The sequence below is a fragment of the Caulifigura coniformis genome (assembly GCF_007745175.1).
Lineage (GTDB): Bacteria > Planctomycetota > Planctomycetia > Planctomycetales > Planctomycetaceae > Caulifigura > Caulifigura coniformis.
In genome coordinates this window covers 1,231,605-1,249,597 of sequence record NZ_CP036271.1, presented here as the reverse complement: position 1 = coordinate 1,249,597, position 17,993 = coordinate 1,231,605, and the positions used below count along the sequence as shown (strand labels likewise).

General features: G+C 58.5%; 19 protein-coding genes. 10 read left to right on the top strand and 9 right to left on the bottom strand.

Features of this window, described 5'->3' with window-relative positions; genetic code table 11:
• Nucleotides 1-78: 78 nt before the first annotated feature.
• The 3 genes from Pan44_RS05010 to Pan44_RS05000 are packed head-to-tail and all read right to left on the bottom strand — an operon-like array spanning nucleotide 79 to nucleotide 2,766.
• Complete coding sequence (locus tag Pan44_RS05010; protein WP_145027866.1) at nucleotides 79-1,020, bottom strand: hypothetical protein; 942 nt, start codon at nucleotides 1,018-1,020, stop codon at nucleotides 79-81.
• A 3-nt stretch (nucleotides 1,021-1,023) separates the two neighbouring features.
• Nucleotides 1,024-1,662, bottom strand: a complete 639-nt coding sequence (locus tag Pan44_RS05005) for an NYN domain-containing protein (RefSeq protein WP_145027864.1) — start codon at nucleotides 1,660-1,662, stop codon at nucleotides 1,024-1,026.
• A gap of 57 nt (nucleotides 1,663-1,719) precedes the next feature.
• On the bottom strand, nucleotides 1,720-2,766 hold the full coding sequence (locus Pan44_RS05000) for a C40 family peptidase (RefSeq protein ID WP_145027862.1): 1,047 nt from the start codon (nucleotides 2,764-2,766) through the stop codon (nucleotides 1,720-1,722).
• A 245-nt stretch (nucleotides 2,767-3,011) separates the two neighbouring features.
• On the opposite strand from Pan44_RS05000, the gene Pan44_RS04995 reads away from it, so the two are divergent.
• The 3 genes from Pan44_RS04995 to Pan44_RS04985 all read left to right on the top strand — a co-directional run bounded on the left by Pan44_RS04995 (nucleotide 3,012) and on the right by Pan44_RS04985 (nucleotide 4,829).
• Nucleotides 3,012-3,743 carry a hypothetical protein gene (locus tag Pan44_RS04995; protein ID WP_145027860.1) on the top strand — a complete coding sequence of 244 codons (732 nt, stop codon included), beginning with the start codon at nucleotides 3,012-3,014 and terminating at the stop codon, nucleotides 3,741-3,743.
• Between the two features lie 118 nt (nucleotides 3,744-3,861).
• On the top strand, nucleotides 3,862-4,095 hold the full coding sequence (locus Pan44_RS04990) for a hypothetical protein (RefSeq protein ID WP_145027858.1): 234 nt from the start codon (nucleotides 3,862-3,864) through the stop codon (nucleotides 4,093-4,095).
• Between the two features lie 83 nt (nucleotides 4,096-4,178).
• Nucleotides 4,179-4,829, top strand: a complete 651-nt coding sequence (locus Pan44_RS04985) for a zeta toxin family protein (RefSeq protein WP_231754228.1) — start codon at nucleotides 4,179-4,181, stop codon at nucleotides 4,827-4,829.
• Between the two features lie 82 nt (nucleotides 4,830-4,911).
• On the opposite strand, the gene Pan44_RS04980 is transcribed toward Pan44_RS04985, so the two are convergent.
• A complete protein-coding gene (locus tag Pan44_RS04980) occupies nucleotides 4,912-5,349 on the bottom strand; it encodes a hypothetical protein (RefSeq protein ID WP_145027854.1) in 438 nt (145 codons plus the stop codon).
• Between the two features lie 1,301 nt (nucleotides 5,350-6,650).
• Here Pan44_RS04980 and Pan44_RS04975 point away from each other — a divergent pair.
• The 4 genes from Pan44_RS04975 to Pan44_RS04960 all read left to right on the top strand — a co-directional run bounded on the left by Pan44_RS04975 (nucleotide 6,651) and on the right by Pan44_RS04960 (nucleotide 10,089).
• Entirely contained in the window at nucleotides 6,651-7,292 is a 642-nt protein-coding gene (locus Pan44_RS04975) for a hypothetical protein (RefSeq protein ID WP_145027852.1), read from the top strand.
• 160 nt (nucleotides 7,293-7,452) lie between these two features.
• Entirely contained in the window at nucleotides 7,453-7,689 is a 237-nt protein-coding gene (locus Pan44_RS04970) for a hypothetical protein (RefSeq protein WP_145027850.1), read from the top strand.
• A 52-nt stretch (nucleotides 7,690-7,741) separates the two neighbouring features.
• Nucleotides 7,742-8,896, top strand: a complete 1,155-nt coding sequence (locus Pan44_RS04965) for a lipase family protein (RefSeq protein WP_145027848.1) — start codon at nucleotides 7,742-7,744, stop codon at nucleotides 8,894-8,896.
• A 293-nt stretch (nucleotides 8,897-9,189) separates the two neighbouring features.
• Nucleotides 9,190-10,089, top strand: a complete 900-nt coding sequence (locus Pan44_RS04960; RefSeq protein ID WP_145027846.1) for an ArdC family protein — start codon at nucleotides 9,190-9,192, stop codon at nucleotides 10,087-10,089.
• Between the two features lie 310 nt (nucleotides 10,090-10,399).
• Here Pan44_RS04960 and Pan44_RS04955 read toward each other — a convergent pair whose 3' ends face one another.
• The 4 genes from Pan44_RS04955 to mobF all read right to left on the bottom strand — a co-directional run bounded on the left by Pan44_RS04955 (nucleotide 10,400) and on the right by mobF (nucleotide 14,286).
• Nucleotides 10,400-10,825 carry a type II toxin-antitoxin system PemK/MazF family toxin gene (locus Pan44_RS04955; protein WP_145027844.1) on the bottom strand — a complete coding sequence of 142 codons (426 nt, stop codon included), beginning with the start codon at nucleotides 10,823-10,825 and terminating at the stop codon, nucleotides 10,400-10,402.
• The gene (locus tag Pan44_RS04950) at nucleotides 10,812-11,039 is read right to left on the bottom strand and encodes an addiction module antitoxin (RefSeq protein WP_145027842.1); all 228 of its coding nucleotides are present in this window, start codon (nucleotides 11,037-11,039) and stop codon (nucleotides 10,812-10,814) included. The genes Pan44_RS04955 and Pan44_RS04950 overlap by 14 nt, the downstream gene beginning before the upstream one ends.
• A 228-nt stretch (nucleotides 11,040-11,267) precedes the next feature.
• Nucleotides 11,268-11,678, bottom strand: coding sequence for a hypothetical protein (locus Pan44_RS04945; protein ID WP_145027840.1), 411 nt, complete (start codon nucleotides 11,676-11,678; stop codon nucleotides 11,268-11,270).
• Complete coding sequence (mobF, locus tag Pan44_RS04940) at nucleotides 11,671-14,286, bottom strand: MobF family relaxase (protein WP_145027838.1); 2,616 nt, start codon at nucleotides 14,284-14,286, stop codon at nucleotides 11,671-11,673. Before mobF ends, Pan44_RS04945 begins: the two co-directional genes overlap by 8 nt.
• Before the next feature lie 247 nt (nucleotides 14,287-14,533).
• Here mobF and Pan44_RS04935 point away from each other — a divergent pair, with 247 nt between their 5' ends.
• The gene (locus tag Pan44_RS04935; protein WP_145027836.1) at nucleotides 14,534-15,019 is read left to right on the top strand and encodes an FCD domain-containing protein; all 486 of its coding nucleotides are present in this window, start codon (nucleotides 14,534-14,536) and stop codon (nucleotides 15,017-15,019) included.
• A gap of 5 nt (nucleotides 15,020-15,024) precedes the next feature.
• Here Pan44_RS04935 and Pan44_RS04930 read toward each other — a convergent pair whose 3' ends face one another.
• The gene (locus tag Pan44_RS04930) at nucleotides 15,025-15,492 is read right to left on the bottom strand and encodes a hypothetical protein (protein WP_145027834.1); all 468 of its coding nucleotides are present in this window, start codon (nucleotides 15,490-15,492) and stop codon (nucleotides 15,025-15,027) included.
• A 682-nt stretch (nucleotides 15,493-16,174) separates the two neighbouring features.
• Between Pan44_RS04930 and Pan44_RS04925 the strand changes: the two genes are divergently transcribed.
• Together Pan44_RS04925 and Pan44_RS04920 are read left to right on the top strand one after the other, a co-directional pair.
• A complete protein-coding gene (locus tag Pan44_RS04925) occupies nucleotides 16,175-16,381 on the top strand; it encodes a hypothetical protein (RefSeq protein ID WP_145027832.1) in 207 nt (68 codons plus the stop codon).
• A gap of 55 nt (nucleotides 16,382-16,436) precedes the next feature.
• Complete coding sequence (locus Pan44_RS04920; protein ID WP_145027830.1) at nucleotides 16,437-16,967, top strand: hypothetical protein; 531 nt, start codon at nucleotides 16,437-16,439, stop codon at nucleotides 16,965-16,967.
• Nucleotides 16,968-17,993 lie beyond the last annotated feature (1,026 nt).

Sequence of the window (17,993 nt, the reverse complement as noted above, 5' to 3'; positions counted from 1 at the left end):
CGGAATTTGAGCTTGTCGGTTCTCTACTCGTTGCTCGTCAGAATGCGATCACGTGACCGTATGAGGACAAGCGTGCCCTCAGTGATCCTGCGAATTCGTGCCTTCCTGTCGCAGCAGCAGTCCCAACTTCGTTCCGATGACCGGCGTTACGTCAACAGCGTAGGTCGCTCGAAGCCTCTTCGTCAGATCGAGTAACCATTCCTTGGATGCGAACTGATCGAGGCACGCGAAGCTGGGCTGTAGGCCCGAAGCCAGAGGTCGCTGGTCAACGACCAGCGAGCTCAAATCAACCAGGATGGAGTCGCCACACCGGATGTTATTCATCGAATAGCGACCTTCCATCAGTCCGCTCACAAGTTCGGTAACTTCATCGAGCAGCTGTTCTTCGAGTCGGTCAGTGTGGCTCTCAATGAAGGTCAGTCGCGTGCCGAAACCATCCACCCTGACGCCGCCCCTGGATGATCCGATCACGATCTTCACCGCAGGCCGATGTCGGCGATGAGCGAGAAACGTTGTCGACATAGAGATCTCAAACGCCGCCTCACCTGACAGGAGTTGGCTGGTGACCGTCTCGTAGTCGGCAAATGTCTCGTCGCGAACCGGGACTTCTTCGACGAGCTCGCCGAAGTCGATCGCATTGAACTCCGTATCTCCATAGACCTCGTACCGGCGGGTGAGGGCTTCGCGGCCGGCGTCCACCGGCTTCTGCTCACCGCCAAGCAATCCACCGCTCGGCTGATCTGGCACGAGTGCTGTCCACCCGTCATAGCGGGTTCCGCCAACGAAGTTGATGTAGCCTTGCGGACGGTAGGCCACGGTCACATCCGCGATGCGAGGTTTCTGACTCTCCGACGAATGGGAGCGAATGCTGACTCCGACGATGCCGCAGCTGCGAGCTTCCTTACCTCGCCACGCAGTACGGTTCAGTGCTGTTTTTCCCTGCGGCATCAAACGCTGCCAGAGCTCACGCGGGTGATCGCGAGTCGTCAGCTCAAATCTCATGATCGTCGGCACGGCCATGGCTTACGCTCCTCCTTCGCACTGGGGGGGAACGGAAGCGCAGCGTGTGCATTCTTCCCTCAGCATCTGCTCGAGGTCATAGAAGCGATCTGGGATCACTAGCAGCTGCGAATCTTCGGCAAGTCCAGAAGAAAAACCGTGGACAAAGACTCTTTTTCCGAGCCCTCTCACGAGCTCGATCACCGGTAAGAAGTCCACGTCACTCGTGTAGAGATGACATTCGTCAAACGCGTGATGATGGGCATCGCTGATCATCCGCACCGCGAGCGCGATGTCCACCCCTTTGGCCTTCTCAATGAGAGCCAGGGACCTCAAGGCGTTTGCGCGTTGGTCAGCTCGGGTCTTGGGCTCATGCACCACTTCGGAGTCGATGGAAAAGCTTCGCAGCTGCTTCTGAACTTCGAACTTGGCCTTCGGCTCTCCGGCAATGGCCGTGAAATAAGTGATCCGGTTTGCATTCGGATGCATCCGCCGGGTCCAGAAAACTTTTGCTGCCGGATTGATCAGGACGAGCGAATCGCCGTCTTCATCCACGTAGCGCAAATCGCGCAGATGAGCATCCGCACCATGGATCGCCGCCCAAGAATTCTGGGCGCGAATGTAGTGCGACTCGCCGTCCACGTAGACGAACGTACCGGCCATGCCGAGCGTTATCTCCACTTGCCGACGATCACGCAAGCCGACGCGCAGTTCGGAGCATCAGCGGCCCGGATAAACCGCTCCGAGTGACGAGAGGCTGCCCGTCCGCCAAAGATCCGCGGGCGTGACGAAGTCTGAGATCGTGCGGATCACCTCCGTCGGCCCGTCCTCCACGCCGCCATAAGCTGCGGCTTGCATGGGCGCTTTCGTCATCTGCAGGAGCTGCGCGAATTCGCCCGCCTTCGCTTCGACCTCGTCAATGTCGGGCGCAGCGGCAGCTGCCGGCGCCTGCATGGCTTTACCGACCGGCGAATGCTCCGAGGCCTCGTAGGCCTTAATCAGCGCTATCAATTCCGGGTCCGGTTGGGCGGCCGTCTCATCGGCGGGCGCAGCGGCCGCGGGCCCTGCTTGCATGGCGAGTTTTGGCGGATTGTTTGCCAAACGCGCCATGAGGCTCTCCGGATGAATCGTTGGCGCCTGCGCGGCCGCAGCGGGTGACGCAGCGTGCCTGCGTCGACGCATGAACCGCCCCTGAGCGGCTACTGGGCCGCCCCCTCCGATCAGCAGGGAATACGGATCCTCATCCCGCTCGTCTGCCTGATCGTAACAACGATAGACGAATTCCGAGCAGATCATCGGCTCACGCCCCTCGCCCAGCATCGCGCTGAGCCAGCGGTTCGCCTTATCCATCGTCGTGGTGATGATCTTCCGCAGAATGGGGTTTTCCAACTTCACTTTTCGCGTGAGCAGCAGCACGGCAAGCAACAGGATCTGCTCGTACGCATAGCGGTTCTTCTGATCGAGCATCGTTGTGGCTGCGGCGAGGACGGGACGCAGGTCATTTCTTTTCCCAGGAAGCCGTCTCACTGCAACCCAGTCGCACCCGTCAAAGCTTACCTCAACGGAATTTCGGTTCACGCCGGAATTTCCGGCGATCAATGCCTCGCCGACCTGTCCGTCACCCAAATAGATGCCGGCGTGACTGACCTCTCCCCCATCGATCATCCGGATCATCTTGGAGATTACGTTCTTCCAGCTATCGGTCGGCCGGTAAAGCAGAACATCCCCTGCTTCAAGGTCTCTGATCCGCACGTGATTGCCCGCCATCGTTATCTCCTGAGTAGAACGCCCATGACGGATCATATCGCCTGTAGGGACGGTGGCGACGTCAGTTTTGAGGAAGTTTGCGATCCCCTCCACCTAACGCGGACGCACTCGAAATTCCGATCGGGACGACAGGACGGATTCCACTAAGCCGGTTCGCGGCTATTCAGGGTTTTTACCATTTCCCCGGTCATTGCCAATTTGACGATCGTCGATCCTATTCGTGGCGAAAGGATTCGCCGGAATTGGTGGGCTTCGAGTTCTTTTCCCCAGGGAGGGGCTTTATGTGGCGCCATGCGCTTGTGATGGGGCTGTGCGTATTCACCGCTGGCTGTGCCAAGACCAGCATCCGGCGGCTCCAATGCGAGAACGATGAAGGCGTGCGGTTCTACCGCTCCAAGCCGTATCTGCAGATTGAGCCAGCGGAGTCGGCTCCCGACCATGTGAAGTTGTCCATCGCCTATCTTCCTGACTTCACGGAAGAATACGTGGTCAAGCAGTGCGTCGGCTTCGGAACGAACAACACGACCGTCACTCTGTTCGAGAATGGCACATTGCAGACACTGAATGCTGATGTCGACTCGAAGGTGACTGAACTTCTCGGCCAGGTTCCTGGCCTCGCCGGAGCTTTTGGCGCGCCGACCGCAGCGGCGGGTGGTCCCTCCAAATGCGCGGACTTTTCAATGACCGTTAAAGGTTACCGCGTACCGCTTGGACTCTACGAAGCGGTCGTGTCTCCCGGCCCGGACTGCCGAAAGCGGTTGTACGGCTGGCGCTATGTCGGGTTTATGCCGTTCTCCCAGTGTCCGACTGAATCTGGAGGGCTCTGCCAGACCAATTGCCACGCAGATGTCCTTTTCGGTCTGGTTAGCACGGGCGATGGTTTCGAGTTCTGCTCCCTGCCCGATCTTGCCAGCCATCCTTCCGCAACGGCTCCGGAGATGCCACAGCTTGAAGCAGATCCGGCGGCCACTCCCTAGCTACTCGCAGCAGCGGTAAGAAGGAATGGGCCGCGTGGCCTCATCCGCGCGGCCCATCGCGTCATCCCTACGTGAGATTCTCCTTCTCCGCCCCCCTCAGCTGTGGTAGAATGTCTCGATGGCTAAGCAGCTCGACAACGACCAGATCCTACAGCAGAAAGAGTCGGAGATTCCGCACTTGGCGGCGGTCGCTGTGGGCAAGGCGTACCGAAACGCGATCGCTTCCGGGCAGAAAGTTCTCGTTGCTGACTCCGGCGTGCTTTACGAAGTCACGAAGGACGGGCGCACGCCCATCAAGAATCTCCGTCCACGCGTGCGTGTGAAAGTTGGCCGGCCACTCAAGCTTTCGTGAGTGCGAACGTTCCTCGGATTCGGATGATCGCCGGGCCGAACGGGTCTGGCAAGAGCACGTTCAAGGCCGAACTCCCGCCGGAATTGCTCGGCGTCTACGTTAATCCGGACGACATTCAGAAGGAACTGGCGACCACCGGGCGGCTGGCTTTGTCAGCGTTCGGAATCACCACATCTCCCGACGAGCTCAAGGACTTTCTTGCAAAATCCGAGCTCCTCGACCCGATTCAACGCGATTCGCTCCTGACGTCGCTAGCGGTCGATCACCAGTTGCTGACGCTGCCGCCTGCGCTTGCGGATGGCTATCTCGCCTCGGTCCTTTCGGACTGGCTGCGTCGGAAGCTCATCGCAGCGAAGCTTTCCTTCACATTCGAAACCGTCATGTCGTCCAAGGACAAGGTTGCCTTGCTCGATCTTGCCAAGGCACACGGGTTCCGGACGTACCTGTACTACATCGCAACCGAAGACCCGGCGATTAACGTCTCGCGGGTGCATAATCGTGTTGTTCTCGGTGGGCACACGGTTCCAGAGGACAAGATCCTCGCCCGCTATGCACGATCTCTTGATCTACTCTTCGATGCGATTCGCAAGACCGATCGAGCGTATCTCTTTGACAACTCTGGAAGCCAACCCCTCTTGCTCGCCGAGATCACTGGCGGCGATGAACTGATTCTGAGAACAGAAGCCGTGCCGTCGTGGTTGCAGGACGCTGTTTTGAGCAAACTTCCGCCTTAGTCGCGTTGCAAACATCCCGAGCAACTTCCGTCGCCGGGGAGATCGTTTGCCGGGTGCAGCCCACGATCAAATCCAACTCAGATTACCTGCTCGCTTCACGGGATTTCCCGAAGTTCGCTCCCGCAGCGCGAGCTGAGTCTTCAAGCCTGCGGATCAGTTCAGCGGCTTCGTACTCGCCTTGGGCAAGCCCTAGTGCCATGTACTCCGACATGATCCTCCGCTTGATCGCACGCAAATCACAAAGCGGCGCCACAAGCGATGCGCCTTCTGCCGCGGCCGTCGCTGCAACCAGGCGCTCTCGTTCCAGCAGCCCACCAACGACCTCCTTGGCGCAGTGCTCTCCCGAGGTGCGCCAGAAGAAAATTGGTTGCCTCGGTTGCGGATCGTCGGAGATCGGTTGATTGAACTCTGTGGGATAGGCCGAACGAAGCATTCCAATCGTCAGTTTGTCGCTTGGAAACGAAATCTCTCCGTAATGAATGGCTCGGCTGGCCCGCTCGGTCATCTGCTGATTGCCCACTCTGTCTGTCGTGCCACCGTGCCTCACACCGCTCACAAAGTCAACAAGTTTTGAATGCCTCCACGTCAGGACAAATTTCTTCCGGCTGCGGTTAAACGGCCGCCCGGCGAACAACGTGCGGGCCTGGCGATCGATTCGAGCTTGACACTCCGTGGTCAGTCGACATGATTTCCCGATTCACATTCATTTTCATTTTGGATGAAGGCAAATGGGCTGTTGCCGAACGTCTGCACCGCACGCGAGACCCCCTTCCCTCTGGCTTGTCACGCTGTGACCGCAAATCACCAGAGATCTGAGATCTTAGGTCTGAGGACCGAGTTCGGGGGAACTACTCAACAATGCATCCTTGGGAAAAGAATCCCATCGACAGGACTGCCTTTGCGCTTCGGGAGACTGTCAGTGCGTTGGCTTACCATCTCCGAAAGGAAGTTCGCCCGTCGCATCCAGAATCGATCCAATTTCATGCAGAATGCTTCTTAAACCTAGCGCACGATTGCCGTTGTGCCGCGGACGCGCGTCCGGACAGCTGCCCATTTCGTTCCACGCTCTATGATCTAGCTCACCGGGCGGAGGAGATTGGCTATGACGGTGTCGGCACGAAGGATGCGAAGTCCTGGCATGCGGATGTCGGCCTGGTGGAAGTGAAGCGGATTCTCAGAGACGTTGAAAACCTCTGTCACGCAGTAAGAGAAGTCCGTCAAAGTTAAACGAAACAAGTACTGTATCTTCCCGCACTGTGCAGATCTCGATCGTCGGACATGACGCCAGATTCCGAGAGCACAAAAGCCATGACTTCGCCGACAAAACCAACTGATCAAATTCAGTCCTCCTCTCGACCATTGCTTCGCGAGACGCCGCAAGAGCGCCTCGCGAATGCTGTCAACGTGCTGCGCCAGCTTGTCGTAGATGCGAAACAGGCGCGTCGAGTGGGAATCGATGCCGAGGAACAGAACCTAAGGTTCTGTCTCACTGTTCGCTCTGCGTTCGCAGCGTTCGTGGACTTCAATGCGTGGTACTCCACACATGAAGATACGAGGCCAAAGGGCAAGGAGTTAATACTCCTTGTCGGGCAGAGCTTGCGCATAGTTCAAGGAAGTAAGCATCAGCCGTCCGAAGATTACGAACAGTCAATCGCGGAGAAGCTCGAATACTTGCGATCCATGCGGAAGGGCAAACGGCTTTACGAGTTGGTGTCGGGCTAAGGCGGCTAGCAGCGGCGGCGACGTTCCAACTCTCCTCACATCGATTGCACGGATCGCAATTGGGTGCTCTAAGTGCCAAATAGTCCATGCCAAGGCCTCGTGCGGGCCGCCGTCGAGCGGCTGGCCGAAGACTGTTCGCAGCTTGAAACAGTCTTCCAGGAAACTGTCGTTGAGTCCTGGAAAACCGGCGGTGCCGAAATGGTGGAGTCGGCATTCAGGACATTGCCGATCACTGAGGCCCGGGCCGTCATGGCGGACAATCTGCTCAACGCGGGTTGGGAAGCATCCGCGTCGAGGCCTGAACGCAAGGCGCTCAAAGAATTCGCAACACTCATTGAGCGTATCGCCCAGCTGGTCCAGATCGCCAACACATTTACTGCTGCGGAAACGGACGAGGAGAAGCGGCTCCGTTGCAAAGATACCCAAGCCCAAGTGGCAAAGTTCCGCACCTCGTTGGCTGACCTGACGAAGATCTGCGAGGCAGTAGAAAAAGAGGCGGGTGCCTTGGCGACGCCACTGACCGGCATCGCGGATGTCGACCAACACAACCAAGTCACCACGGATGAACAGGATCTCTGGCTATCACGAGCGCAGGTCGCCGTCCGTCTGAATCGGACGGCCGAGTCGATTCGTCGAAAGGTGAAGAAGCTCGAGATCGAGCCGGCCTTTCGCGAAGGCGGACAGGCGAATGGCAAGACCTTCTATCGTCTGGGCGATCTGCTTGAGGACGGCCGAGAGTGACATCAAGCGCCCAGGCGCGCCTGGGCGCGCTGGTGCATTTCGGTGACTTCTTCAGGCACGCTTGAGAGAGCCAATCTGTCGTTGCGTGGCGCCCCACTTTCGCGATCCTGAAATGAGGCGGTATGTCTGCCGCCCCTCGGATCGTAGTTGGGAGATCGCCATGATTTCGGTTCGCAAGTTTATCGTGATCTGCGTGAGCGTCGTTTCGCACCCGGCGGCACTGGTTGGCCGCGGAGCTCGCATCAGGGCCGGCCACGAGCGCTGGCTCAACGAGCATCTCGATGATCGTGACTCCATCAACGATGCAAATGACCTCCTGAAACGCCGCTCGACACTGTCGAAAGAACAGCAGGCGGAGAAACTTCGCATCGCGCTGGGAGTCCGCGAGTCGAACTGAGTCGGGCAAAACTCCCCCCGACGAATTCCGCAACTTGGAGGAACGAAGGAACATGTCAACGAACCGAAAATCTCTGGCCATCGCCTTGGTCTGTGCGGTCTGGCTCGCGGGCTGTCCTGCCGCCAAGAAGCCGGCTCCGAAGCCTGACCAGGGAACGAAGCCCAAGCCTGTTGTGCCGGAGCCGCTGCCGGCTGCCGTTGCCTCGTTCGATGAACTGGCAACGCCGCCCGCACAGGGCGACCGCATCCGGTGGAAGACCGTCCTGACCCTGGCCACACTCGCCAACATCTCCTACGACGAGGCTCCTGATCAAGTCGCCCACGCCTCAGTCCTGGGAACGAACGTTGTCGTCCGGCCGCTGTCCAAAGAATCGTCCGAAGGATTTGTCGCGGCCGATGAACGCGCTGTCGTCATCTCGTTCCGCGGCACAAAGGGACTTGCTGACATCGTGACGGACATTAAAGGACTGGCGAAGGATCAGTTCGGCGGGCATGTCCACTCAGGCTTTTCCAAAGCACTCGACGTTATCTACGACGACGCTGCGGAAGCGGCGATCGGACTCGGCGCCCGCAGCAAAACGGTATGGATCACGGGCCACAGTTTGGGAGGAGCACTGGCAACCGCCTTCACACTCAAGGCGCTGAAGGAGGAGGGAATCTCGGTGCATGGAATCGTTACCTTCGGCCAGCCGCTGGTGATGAGCGAGAACCTCTGCGGGTTCCTGCACGACACGTTCAATGACCGATATCTGCGGATTGTGAACCAGACCGATCCGATCACGCGGCTGATTCCAAAGTACCGTCATGCCGGTGCACGGGCTCAGCTCACCGACGACGGGAACTATGAATGGCGGCCCCCCGGGGTGGCACCGACTGGACCCGCCAGCGAAGCGCAACACCGTCGGCGTGGGCGGCTACCGGAAGGCAGAGTCGTCGACATTGAGCCCAAGTCCGAACTCGAACTGATGAGTGAGGACGAGATGCGAGAGCTTGACCGACAGGTCCGCCAAGCACACCGCGTCACGCGCAAGCGGTCCGCCAGGCGCGCGCCTCCGGAGGCCGTGGGGGCTTGGGATCCCCTCACCTATCACTACATGGACGGCTACATCGAAAAGATTCGGGCACTCTGCAATCGCCCCAGTGACCGCCCTTCCGCGGTGGGCGACGCAGATAAACTCGGACAGCAAACCGAAATACCGAAGCCGTAATCAGTGGCTGACGCGACCGTCCGCTGACGGCAAGAAACGTCGTGACGCCTGTCGGCGTCTCCGGGCTTTCGTTACGTGGGGACACCCCAGTTCCGTCAAGGCTGGGGCCCGCGCGACCGGCTTATCGGCCTCCTCCCAGTCTTCCTTCGCTCCGCTGCGTGCAGACCGGTGCCCTCCACGCCGGTCGGCCTTGACTGAACTTCCCCGTGCTCTTGGGCCTTTCGCCTCCCTTGCCCCAAACGCATGGCGTTTTGCCAAGTGAAGAACAGTCAACATGAGAAGGAAGGCGAACCATGAAAGCGACGACACTCCGCGAGGATGTATATACCCGCATCACAAATCAGATCGTTGAACAGCTCCAGCAAGGCGTTCGGCCCTGGTTTCAGCCGTGGCAGGTGAAACATGCCGCCGGGAGCGTCACGCGACCCTTGCGGCACAATGGGGAGCGATACCAAGGAGTCAACGTTCTGTCGTTGTGGATGTCATCCGAACTGAACGGCTACACGTCGCCATTCTGGCTGACGTTTCAGCAGGCACGGGAACTGAAGGCCCACGTCAAGAAGGGCGAACGCGGCTCGCCGGTCGTCTATGCCAGCACGTTTAAAAAGAAGGGCACGGACGAGGCGGGCGATGAGGTGGAGACCGACCAGCCATTTCTGAAGCAATACACCGTGTTTAATGCCGACCAGATCGAGGGTTTGCCGGTTCATTTCACTGCGACCGTTCCATTCGCGACGCGGACGCATGAGCGAATCGAACACGCGGAGAGCTTCTTTCGCGGAACAGGGGCCGACATTCGTCATGGAGGCAATCGAGCCTTTTACGCCATCGAGGAGGACTACATTCGGCTGCCGCACTTCGCGACGTTTCGCGATGCGGAATCACATGCGGCGACACTAGCCCATGAGCTGATACACTGGACGCGGCATCCTTCTCGGCTGGATCGCAATCTCGGCCGCAAACGCTGGGGCGACGCCGGGTACGCCGCGGAAGAACTGGTTGCCGAACTAGGATCGGCTTTTCTTTGTGCAGATCTCGGCATCACTCCGGAAGTCCGAGACGATCACGCCAGCTATCTCGAATGCTGGCTGAAGGTGCTGAAAGACGACAAACGGGCGATCTTTACCGCTGCGTCACTCGCGACGAAAGCTGTCGAGTTTCTACACGGGTTACAGCAGCCGCCAACGCTCTGAGGGCCTAGCGGCGGCGAGCAAGTCACTTCAAGTCATCTCCTGCCTTTAAAGGATGTGTTAAATGGACCATGGTCGAAGTCACCGCGAGACGAGTAATTCAGACATCCCTTCACCGGACAGGCCGGTTTTCTCACTAACCTGCCAGGAATGCGATGCAGGACAAGGCGTCGCTTCCATGGAGGAAGCCGTTGCCGCGGGCTGGCTCGACATCGTTCCGGCGGGTGGGCTCATCGAAGCGAACTACTGCGGCCTCTGCCCAACATGCCGAGCAAACCGTCATGAATGTTCGGGAACGGCAGAGTCTTCGGATTTAGGGTAAAATCTCCTTTGGCCGGACGGGGACTGATCGAGCAACAGGTTTTAGCCCGCCCGTCGCTCTCGGCCCCGGACGGCCATTTTCCGCGGGCGCGTCAAAGAACAGTGCGAGCTGGACCCGAAGGGCACTCTCGACGGCACGCATCTCACTCTTGCTCACCGCTCCAATCCTTCCTCGCAGGCGATTCTTGCTGACCGTCATCAGTTGATCCGCCATCGCCCGAGCGGCTCGGCCCTCGACTGCGAGAGAGGCGTCGCACGGGTAGAGTTTGGCGACATTGCTGGTGATCGGAATCACCTGCACACGGCTCGCATGGCGATTCGCAGCATCGTTACTCACGATCACTGCAGGGCGACGCTTGTGGATTTCACTACCGATGGTCGGGCCGAAATCGACCCACCATAGCTCACCACGCAGCATGCGAGTCCGAGAGAAGTGCTTCGGTCCATTCTTCAGCCGCCTGCTCGCGGCCGGCATCCGCCGCCATTTCCGAATAAGCGGCGTCGAGATGTCCAGGCACCACGAGCGGACGGGCCAGGCCTTCGAGAAAGGCCCCGATCCGTCCGCGTCCAACGGTGGCCAGTAACCCGACATAGACCGCTTCATCAATCGAGATAGTCAGCTTGCGATTCATTCGCCCTCCATACGTCCATTCATACGTACAGAATGCCACAGTTGACTGCGGAGCGCAAGCAAAAACAGAGGAATGGGACATATTTCAAGAACGTTCGGAAGCGTCTCACCTGGCTTGCGAGCGAAACCCGACGGAATGACGACCAGGAGCAGCCGCGTCTTGCCAATAACGTGTTCGCTGTGCGTCCCGACCAAGTGCAGCACGAGTGTTGCGTTAGGGCGGTAGAATTCAGGGCGTGATCGATTCGATTCGCACGCTTCGCCCGTCGCTTTCGAATTGACTGTTCGTTGAAGACTCCTGCACCCAAGGCACCTTGTGCCGTATCAGGCCGTCGAATAGTCGGACGTCCTCCCTCACCTCAGCGTTAAGGTTTTGCCCTTGAATCGTGAACTTCTCGTTGCCGAACCACAGGGTAATACCTGTCGATGGATTCCATTCGACTTTCTGTAGCCACGCATAGCCAATCGCGGTCACATTACCATTCCTGCGACGCAGTTCGAGTGAGATCGCTCGTTCCTTGACGCCGCGGAGCCAGCCGAAGGCAACATAGTCGTCAACAACCTCGTCAGACTTCGGCGGTGTGGCCGGGCCTCGCGTCTCTGACGAGAGCAGTCTTTCAAGAACGCTCGACTCAGCCATATGCCCTCTCCGCTTCGCGTTGACGTCCTTCGGTCCGACTCGGGCTTGGTACCGGTGGACGTCCCTGTCCCTTCAGAAGAAGTTCGGTCGCACTGAGTCGCACATCGGTTTTCTTGACCGCCTCCATCAGTTCGGACTTGTTGTCGGTGTAGAAGACTGCCGACCGGATGCCCCGCGACGCTGAGACATAGAACTGCTCACGCGAGCTGGCGGCGATCGAATCCCATCCTTGCGCGACGAATACGCGATGAACGTCGGTTCCTTGCGAAGCCATCGAGGTAAGGCAGTAGCCGTAAGCAACATGCTGCCAACTCTTAGAAATCGTCCCTTTGTCCGTCACCAGGTCACCGGCATCATTGAAGCTGCGAACCTTCACGAGATCGCCGTTATTGATGTTCTTTCCTTCCAGAGACTTCCCGTTCTTCGTGATCCGAAGGGTCTCGCCTACCGCGACCTTCAGAACCCGCTGACGATACACCTGAAATCGTGCGGCCTCGGCCATCGGCAGGTGCTCCGCGTCGAAGAGCACTTGCTGGCCTTTGCGAAACCCCTTCGCGTTTTGATGAAAGAGCAAAACGTCGGTCGACACGTAGTTGGCGGAATCTCTCCGCTCCGCTTCTGTCAGATTGGCACAGACCAGAATGGGAAGCTCGTGCTCCTCACCGAGTTGGCCGGATGTTTTCAGGCCTTCCCGGATCTCGCGAGTGACTTTGTCACCCTCTCGGTGCGTCGGCGAAACAACGAGGGCGGTTTCACCACCAGCAACAGTAGCCAGGTACTCCGCAGCGAGCTTCCGATACCGCTCGTCGGTCGGAACCTCCCTGATCCATCCGAGATCATTCAGCGCTTTGAAGCCGTCTGCGGAGCGGCCTTCGCTCAACGCCTCGATCGCACGCATGTACTCTTCATGCTTCTGTCGCTGGATCTCAGTGATCGTTGCCGGTACCAATCCGGCCTCAGTTTCCAAGAGGCGAAGGGGTGATCCGGCTTCCACACTGCCATGCTGGAAGCGATCGCCTGACAGAATCAGGCGAGCATTCAGTTGCTCGGCCAGTTGGAAGATTCTGACCATTGTCCGAGTGCCGACTAGCCCGGCCTCATCGATCCAGATCACCTGCCCACGGACTTGCTCCTGCAGCTTTTCGTCCGCCAAAAGCTTCGCGACGGTGTCGGCATTCTCGAATCCCTTCTCTCGCAACACACCACGACTCGCCTTCGCTGGCGGCGCAAAGGCGAATACGCGATGGCCGCTTAATTCGAGCGCGTCCCTCGCTTCCTGCATCATCGTTGTCTTGCCGACGCCGGCCGCTCCTCGAATCAGCATCACGCGATCGCGCGACCGGAGCACATGTTCAACGGCGTTTCGCTGACCGGCCGACAGATCCGGGTGACGGAACTCGTACGGCTCGCGGCCAAGCGATCTGCAGGCTCCTCGGCCATCCCGTGCAAATGTGAGCATCGCCTGCTCCTGGGCGAGCACTTCCCGGGTCGTGACCATCGTCTTCTTGTCACATGTCGCGGAGAGGAAACCCTGCCGTCGGTACTGATCCTCGACTGCCTCGATCGACGCCTTTCCGGCCGACCGCTTCCACGCTTCCGCAAGGAGCGTCCGCTCTGAGACCGTCGATTTTCTTTCGAACAGATGGTCGGCAGCGTTCACAACGACATCGCGCGCGGCACCACGATCTTCGCTGATCGCTGCCCCGCCAATCGTCTTCACAAGCATCGAGATGGAATCACGCTCGCCGCTTGTGAGTCGCGACGCCCAGTCGCTTCGCAGCTGATCGAGAGTCAGATTCTTCGCCTTACGACTGCGTGTCTTCGCTCCAAGCTCGCCTTTCACATCGGGATCTTCGATCCCCTTTGCTTTGGCGAGTGACTCAATCTCTTCGGTTCGACGGGAGAACTTCTTAACGGTCGCCAATGAAAAGCCCTGTAGCTCCCACCCTTTGGCGGTTCGTTCCGTGTCGAGCCCGAGACTGCGGAGCTTCTGTCCGAGTCGGGCCAGAAATCTTGCCTCGAAGTACGGCGCGTCAGCCTTCTGATCGCCTATCTGAATCGCTTTCCAGCGTTTTTCCTGGTCGTCATACGACGCATTCAGCACAAAGCAGTGGCTGTGGAGATGGGGATCGGGAACTCCGTCAACCGGTCGCGAGGTGAAATGCGTGTGCTCGCCCCAGATCGCGTTGCCCGTCACACGATTCTCGTCCTTACCGCTTTTGCGAACGCGAGTTTCGACCTCGGCCTCTATCTCTTCCATCGTCTCGCGGACTGATGCGCGAAACGCGTCGAGAAGACGTTCATCGCCGGTGAGGCCATAGACGACGCTCACACTTTTGGGGACGCTGAAGGTGAAGTCATATCCAACACGGCGTTCCTGCTTCTGGCGTGCCGTCAGCGTCTTGCCCGTCTGCGGATTGATATTGTCACAGAGAGCGTGCCAATCCTTTTGACTGATCGTGCCAGAGAGGCCCAGCAAAGCCGCTCCCTTTCCCTGCCAGATGCCGGCCAGCTCCTGTTCCTGTCCATCGATGAAGTAGTCCGCTGCCTTCGCAGTGAAATAGTTCTTCGCAACGCTGGAATGACTGGATGCGGTGATGCGTAACATGCTGTCACGTTATGCATCACGAAACGCGAGAAAGGTCAATCATTTCTCGCCGTGGGCGACATGTCTCAACTTGGCACAGTTTGGCACAATTGAATGCGCCCCTGGCTCCTGATGCTTGCTGACGACGCAACGCCGACGGCCAACAGGCCGCTAGCCCGGTAGGCCAAACGAGGCCCAGGGCACTGAACGCCGCCAAGGCCGCTCATTCGACATCAAACATTGGCAGTAGCTAGCAGGAAGGCTTCTCGTGCCGACAGAGCTTTGCACAAAGATGCAAATTCTGGCCGAGTCCTGTGCCCAGCGAAAGAATGAGCCAATCAGCCCCGAGGTTAAATCTGAGTTTATTACCCACGACATTCGTTTTCATGCCAGCCTCGCCTTTTTGAGCGGGATGATGTTTGCCGATGAGGCGATTTCACACATCTGGCAACGCATGTATGACGCTGCCGACCGAGCCCTAGACGCTGAGAAAATGCAGGCGGCCGTCCGGGAACACAACAAGTTTCTGACAACCTTGGCGTTCTACAGCAGCAATGACGACGAACCAAAGGGAATGGAGAAGATACTTAAGGTTGTTGAATCGCACCTTCTGAATGCTCTGAGCCGTGCGTCAGAGGCCGGCAATAGCTCCTCGAATCCCCCAGCCAGCAACGCCGTCGAGAACTCACTGCTGCTTCCTTCGTCAGCCCTGGAGTTCATCCGGTGGTTCGCCAGCCAACTCGCCGACAGATAGCCCGATCAACGGGAGCGTTCGCCTTGTCCGTCCTCGTCGCGCAGATTAGAGCGCCACTTGTCTGCAAACGGTTCAATTCTCTCAAAGTGAGGAGTAAGGTGCATCGGAAACAGTTCAACGCTACTGACCGTGCGGCGAGTATTGTCAACGAACGGGCGTAGACGAAATGCTCCAGTTGACGTGGCGCGGTCTCGGCTGACGCAGAGCATTGAATCCAAGCCAGTCTTTGGGCACTTGACCGCAAGACCAAGGTTTCGAAGCTCGCCATTGATCCAGCGAGCCAGCGTCTTCTTCTCCTCGTAACTGTCTTGTGCGAGCGATCGCAAATGCTTCTGCAATGGCTCTTCGAAGCGAGATGCTACGGCCTCGTAAAACACCTCGCGAGCACGCCGTAGTTGCTCGACGACACTTGTGAAGTCTTGATCAGCCCTGATTTGAAGAAGCTCGTTTAGTGTGACAAGATCGGATTCCATGCATGCCTGCTGAAAGTGTTCTCTACCCTGCCATCTACGGCACTTGTGTGCAAGCTTTTAGATTGTGACACGTCGAGTGAAACTGGCTTCTCGGCGAACGGCGGCACCGCTACTCTCGTAAACGGCTGATGCAACTGCCTTTTTGTGACCACCAGTCACCTAGCACCCGGTCGCGAACACTGCAAACGCGATCGTCGGACACAAGCCCTGTCACAGAAGTGCTGGCAAGCGGATACGGCCCGAACGTTGTTGTTGGCACGCCAGCAGCACCGGTAAGTTAATTGCTCTTCCGAAGGATGGAATGCGAAGCAGTCGGCTGAATTGCCAACGCGGTTGTGAGGCACTCTGTCGGTCCAGGCCATGCCGTATAGGGCTGACGCGGCCTGCCGACTCGATCCGCCAGAACCTTTGGCCGCCCCACGGACGCATCATGTAGGCGTCGCGGACACTCTGGCGTAGGTAAGAGACTGGGGTGGTTCTCCCTGTTGGATTCTTTGTCGGCAACACCACAGGCCTGATTCATGTCACCTACAGCCTCCGCCAGCCGTTCAACCACAGAATCGGCTCCCCCTGAAGGTCGCCCCCAATTTTCTGGTTGACCTTGGCTTTTGGCGTCGTCTGGCCCGGGTGACATCAGGCCGCGTGGTGCAGCCTGGCGAACCAACGAAAAAGGAGACCAACTATGTCTGATACTTCCAACGCCAGCTCAAAGGCCCCGACGCACATCGTCTACCACGTCCGTGACGGTGCGAACGGAGAAAAGGGGTTCTGGACTCGGATCGGAGCCGCGTGGGCTCATAAGGACGGCAAAGGCTTCAACGTCCAAGTCGACTGCGTACCGCTCGACGGCCGGCTGAGCCTCCGCATCGCTTCGGAGAAGAAAGACTGATTCAACTAACCGGGCGGGCATGACGCCCGCCCATTTTTATCGAAAGGAGTCGCTCATGACTTTCCCACACCTTCACCGCCGGCCGTTTGCTTACCGTCACGGCGTCGACGGTACCGATCTCACATTCGACATCGTCTACCTCCCAACCAACACAGTCATCGCTGCGCTCGCCTACTGGGATGACAGAGCTCCGAGCAAACGGGCCGCTCGCCAGATCGTCAGCGCGATGAATCAACTTTTTGCCCGTTCCGCCTACATCTATGACGGCTGGGTCAGCATTGCTGACCTGATTGACGGCAGCAAACACCAAGCGTCTCTTTCTGCGAGAACTTTGAGCCAACCTACCCCTTCACGGCCGCCTCTTCCTGCAGATCCTGAGAGCATGAACGACCGGCGAGCTGCGGGGGCAGCGCGGGCCCTTGCAGTCTTCCGTGGAGCGACAGGTTCCGGACTGGACGATTCGCTTGGCGACCTGCTCGCCGATCTGATCCGCTGGTGCGATCGTCACCAGTGCGACTTCGACGTCACGCTCGACCGCGCCCGTATTCGCTATGCCGAAGAGACCGGTGCGGAGCGCGAGTCATGACGCTTCGATTGCGTTTCTGCGCCTTTTACCAGCCCAGCACGCAACGCGGCGTCCGCCGACCTAGACGACGATGCGTGCCACCGAAGGACGGAGCGATTCCTACAATGCGCGATCGACTCCGTTCGCTTTGTCCCTGATGAACATGCATTTGTCTTCAAGTAGTGTACATCGCTCTTCGGCGCCGTCCGGCCCCTCTCGGCCGGAATACAGAACGATCGCTTCGGCAAGCGTCTGGAGATCGAGGTCAACGTCAGCCAGCCGACGCGGCGGTTCACTTGCTTTCGCGGAATCTGTCCAACGGCGACGTGGCCCAGTGCTCGGCTCTGGATGAGCCTCCCGATGCATGACACATTCGACGCGGAGCTTCCAGAGCGCGAGTGCCACCTCACCTGCCGACAGCTGCCCGCCAATCCAGCCGGAGCCCACTCGGTTCAATTGACTTCGTTGCGGCTCTCGGCAGATCGCCCATTCTAGAACGCGATCATCTTTATCCTGTGACTCTGACATAATCCCTCGCTCCGACTGAGCGATGTCAGAGAAAAGCGAGCCAGTCAAGTTCAAGTAGGACGGCCGAAGCCTCGGAAGAATGTCGGTCCCAGAATGGGACACCGAGACGACCGCCCCCAAGGTCATTCGTCCTCGTTCCGCGGCCCGAAGGCCGCTTGTTCGGCCAACGAGCGGATAACAGTCAGAATTCAGAAAACCGAACAACAACTACCGACGGAACCAGCCGCGACCGCTCCGCTACGAGATATTTGGGGTCTCTTCGCTCCGCAAGTGAAGTGTTCGTTCTCAAATGCCTGGCCTGAGGCCGCTCGCCGGTCCGCAAACGAGAAGAAACCGCCGATCAGCCACGGCGTTGTCTGCCCATACTGTTGCACCAAGACGGTGTTGAAGGGCCTCGTCGCGGCCGAATGCCGCTCGCTCAGCCAGCTGACTAAAACAGAATCAAGAAAGACAGAATTTACGCAGGCGTCTCCCCTATGGTTGCCCATAGGACGCTTTCACGGTGAAAGAAGGAAAGAA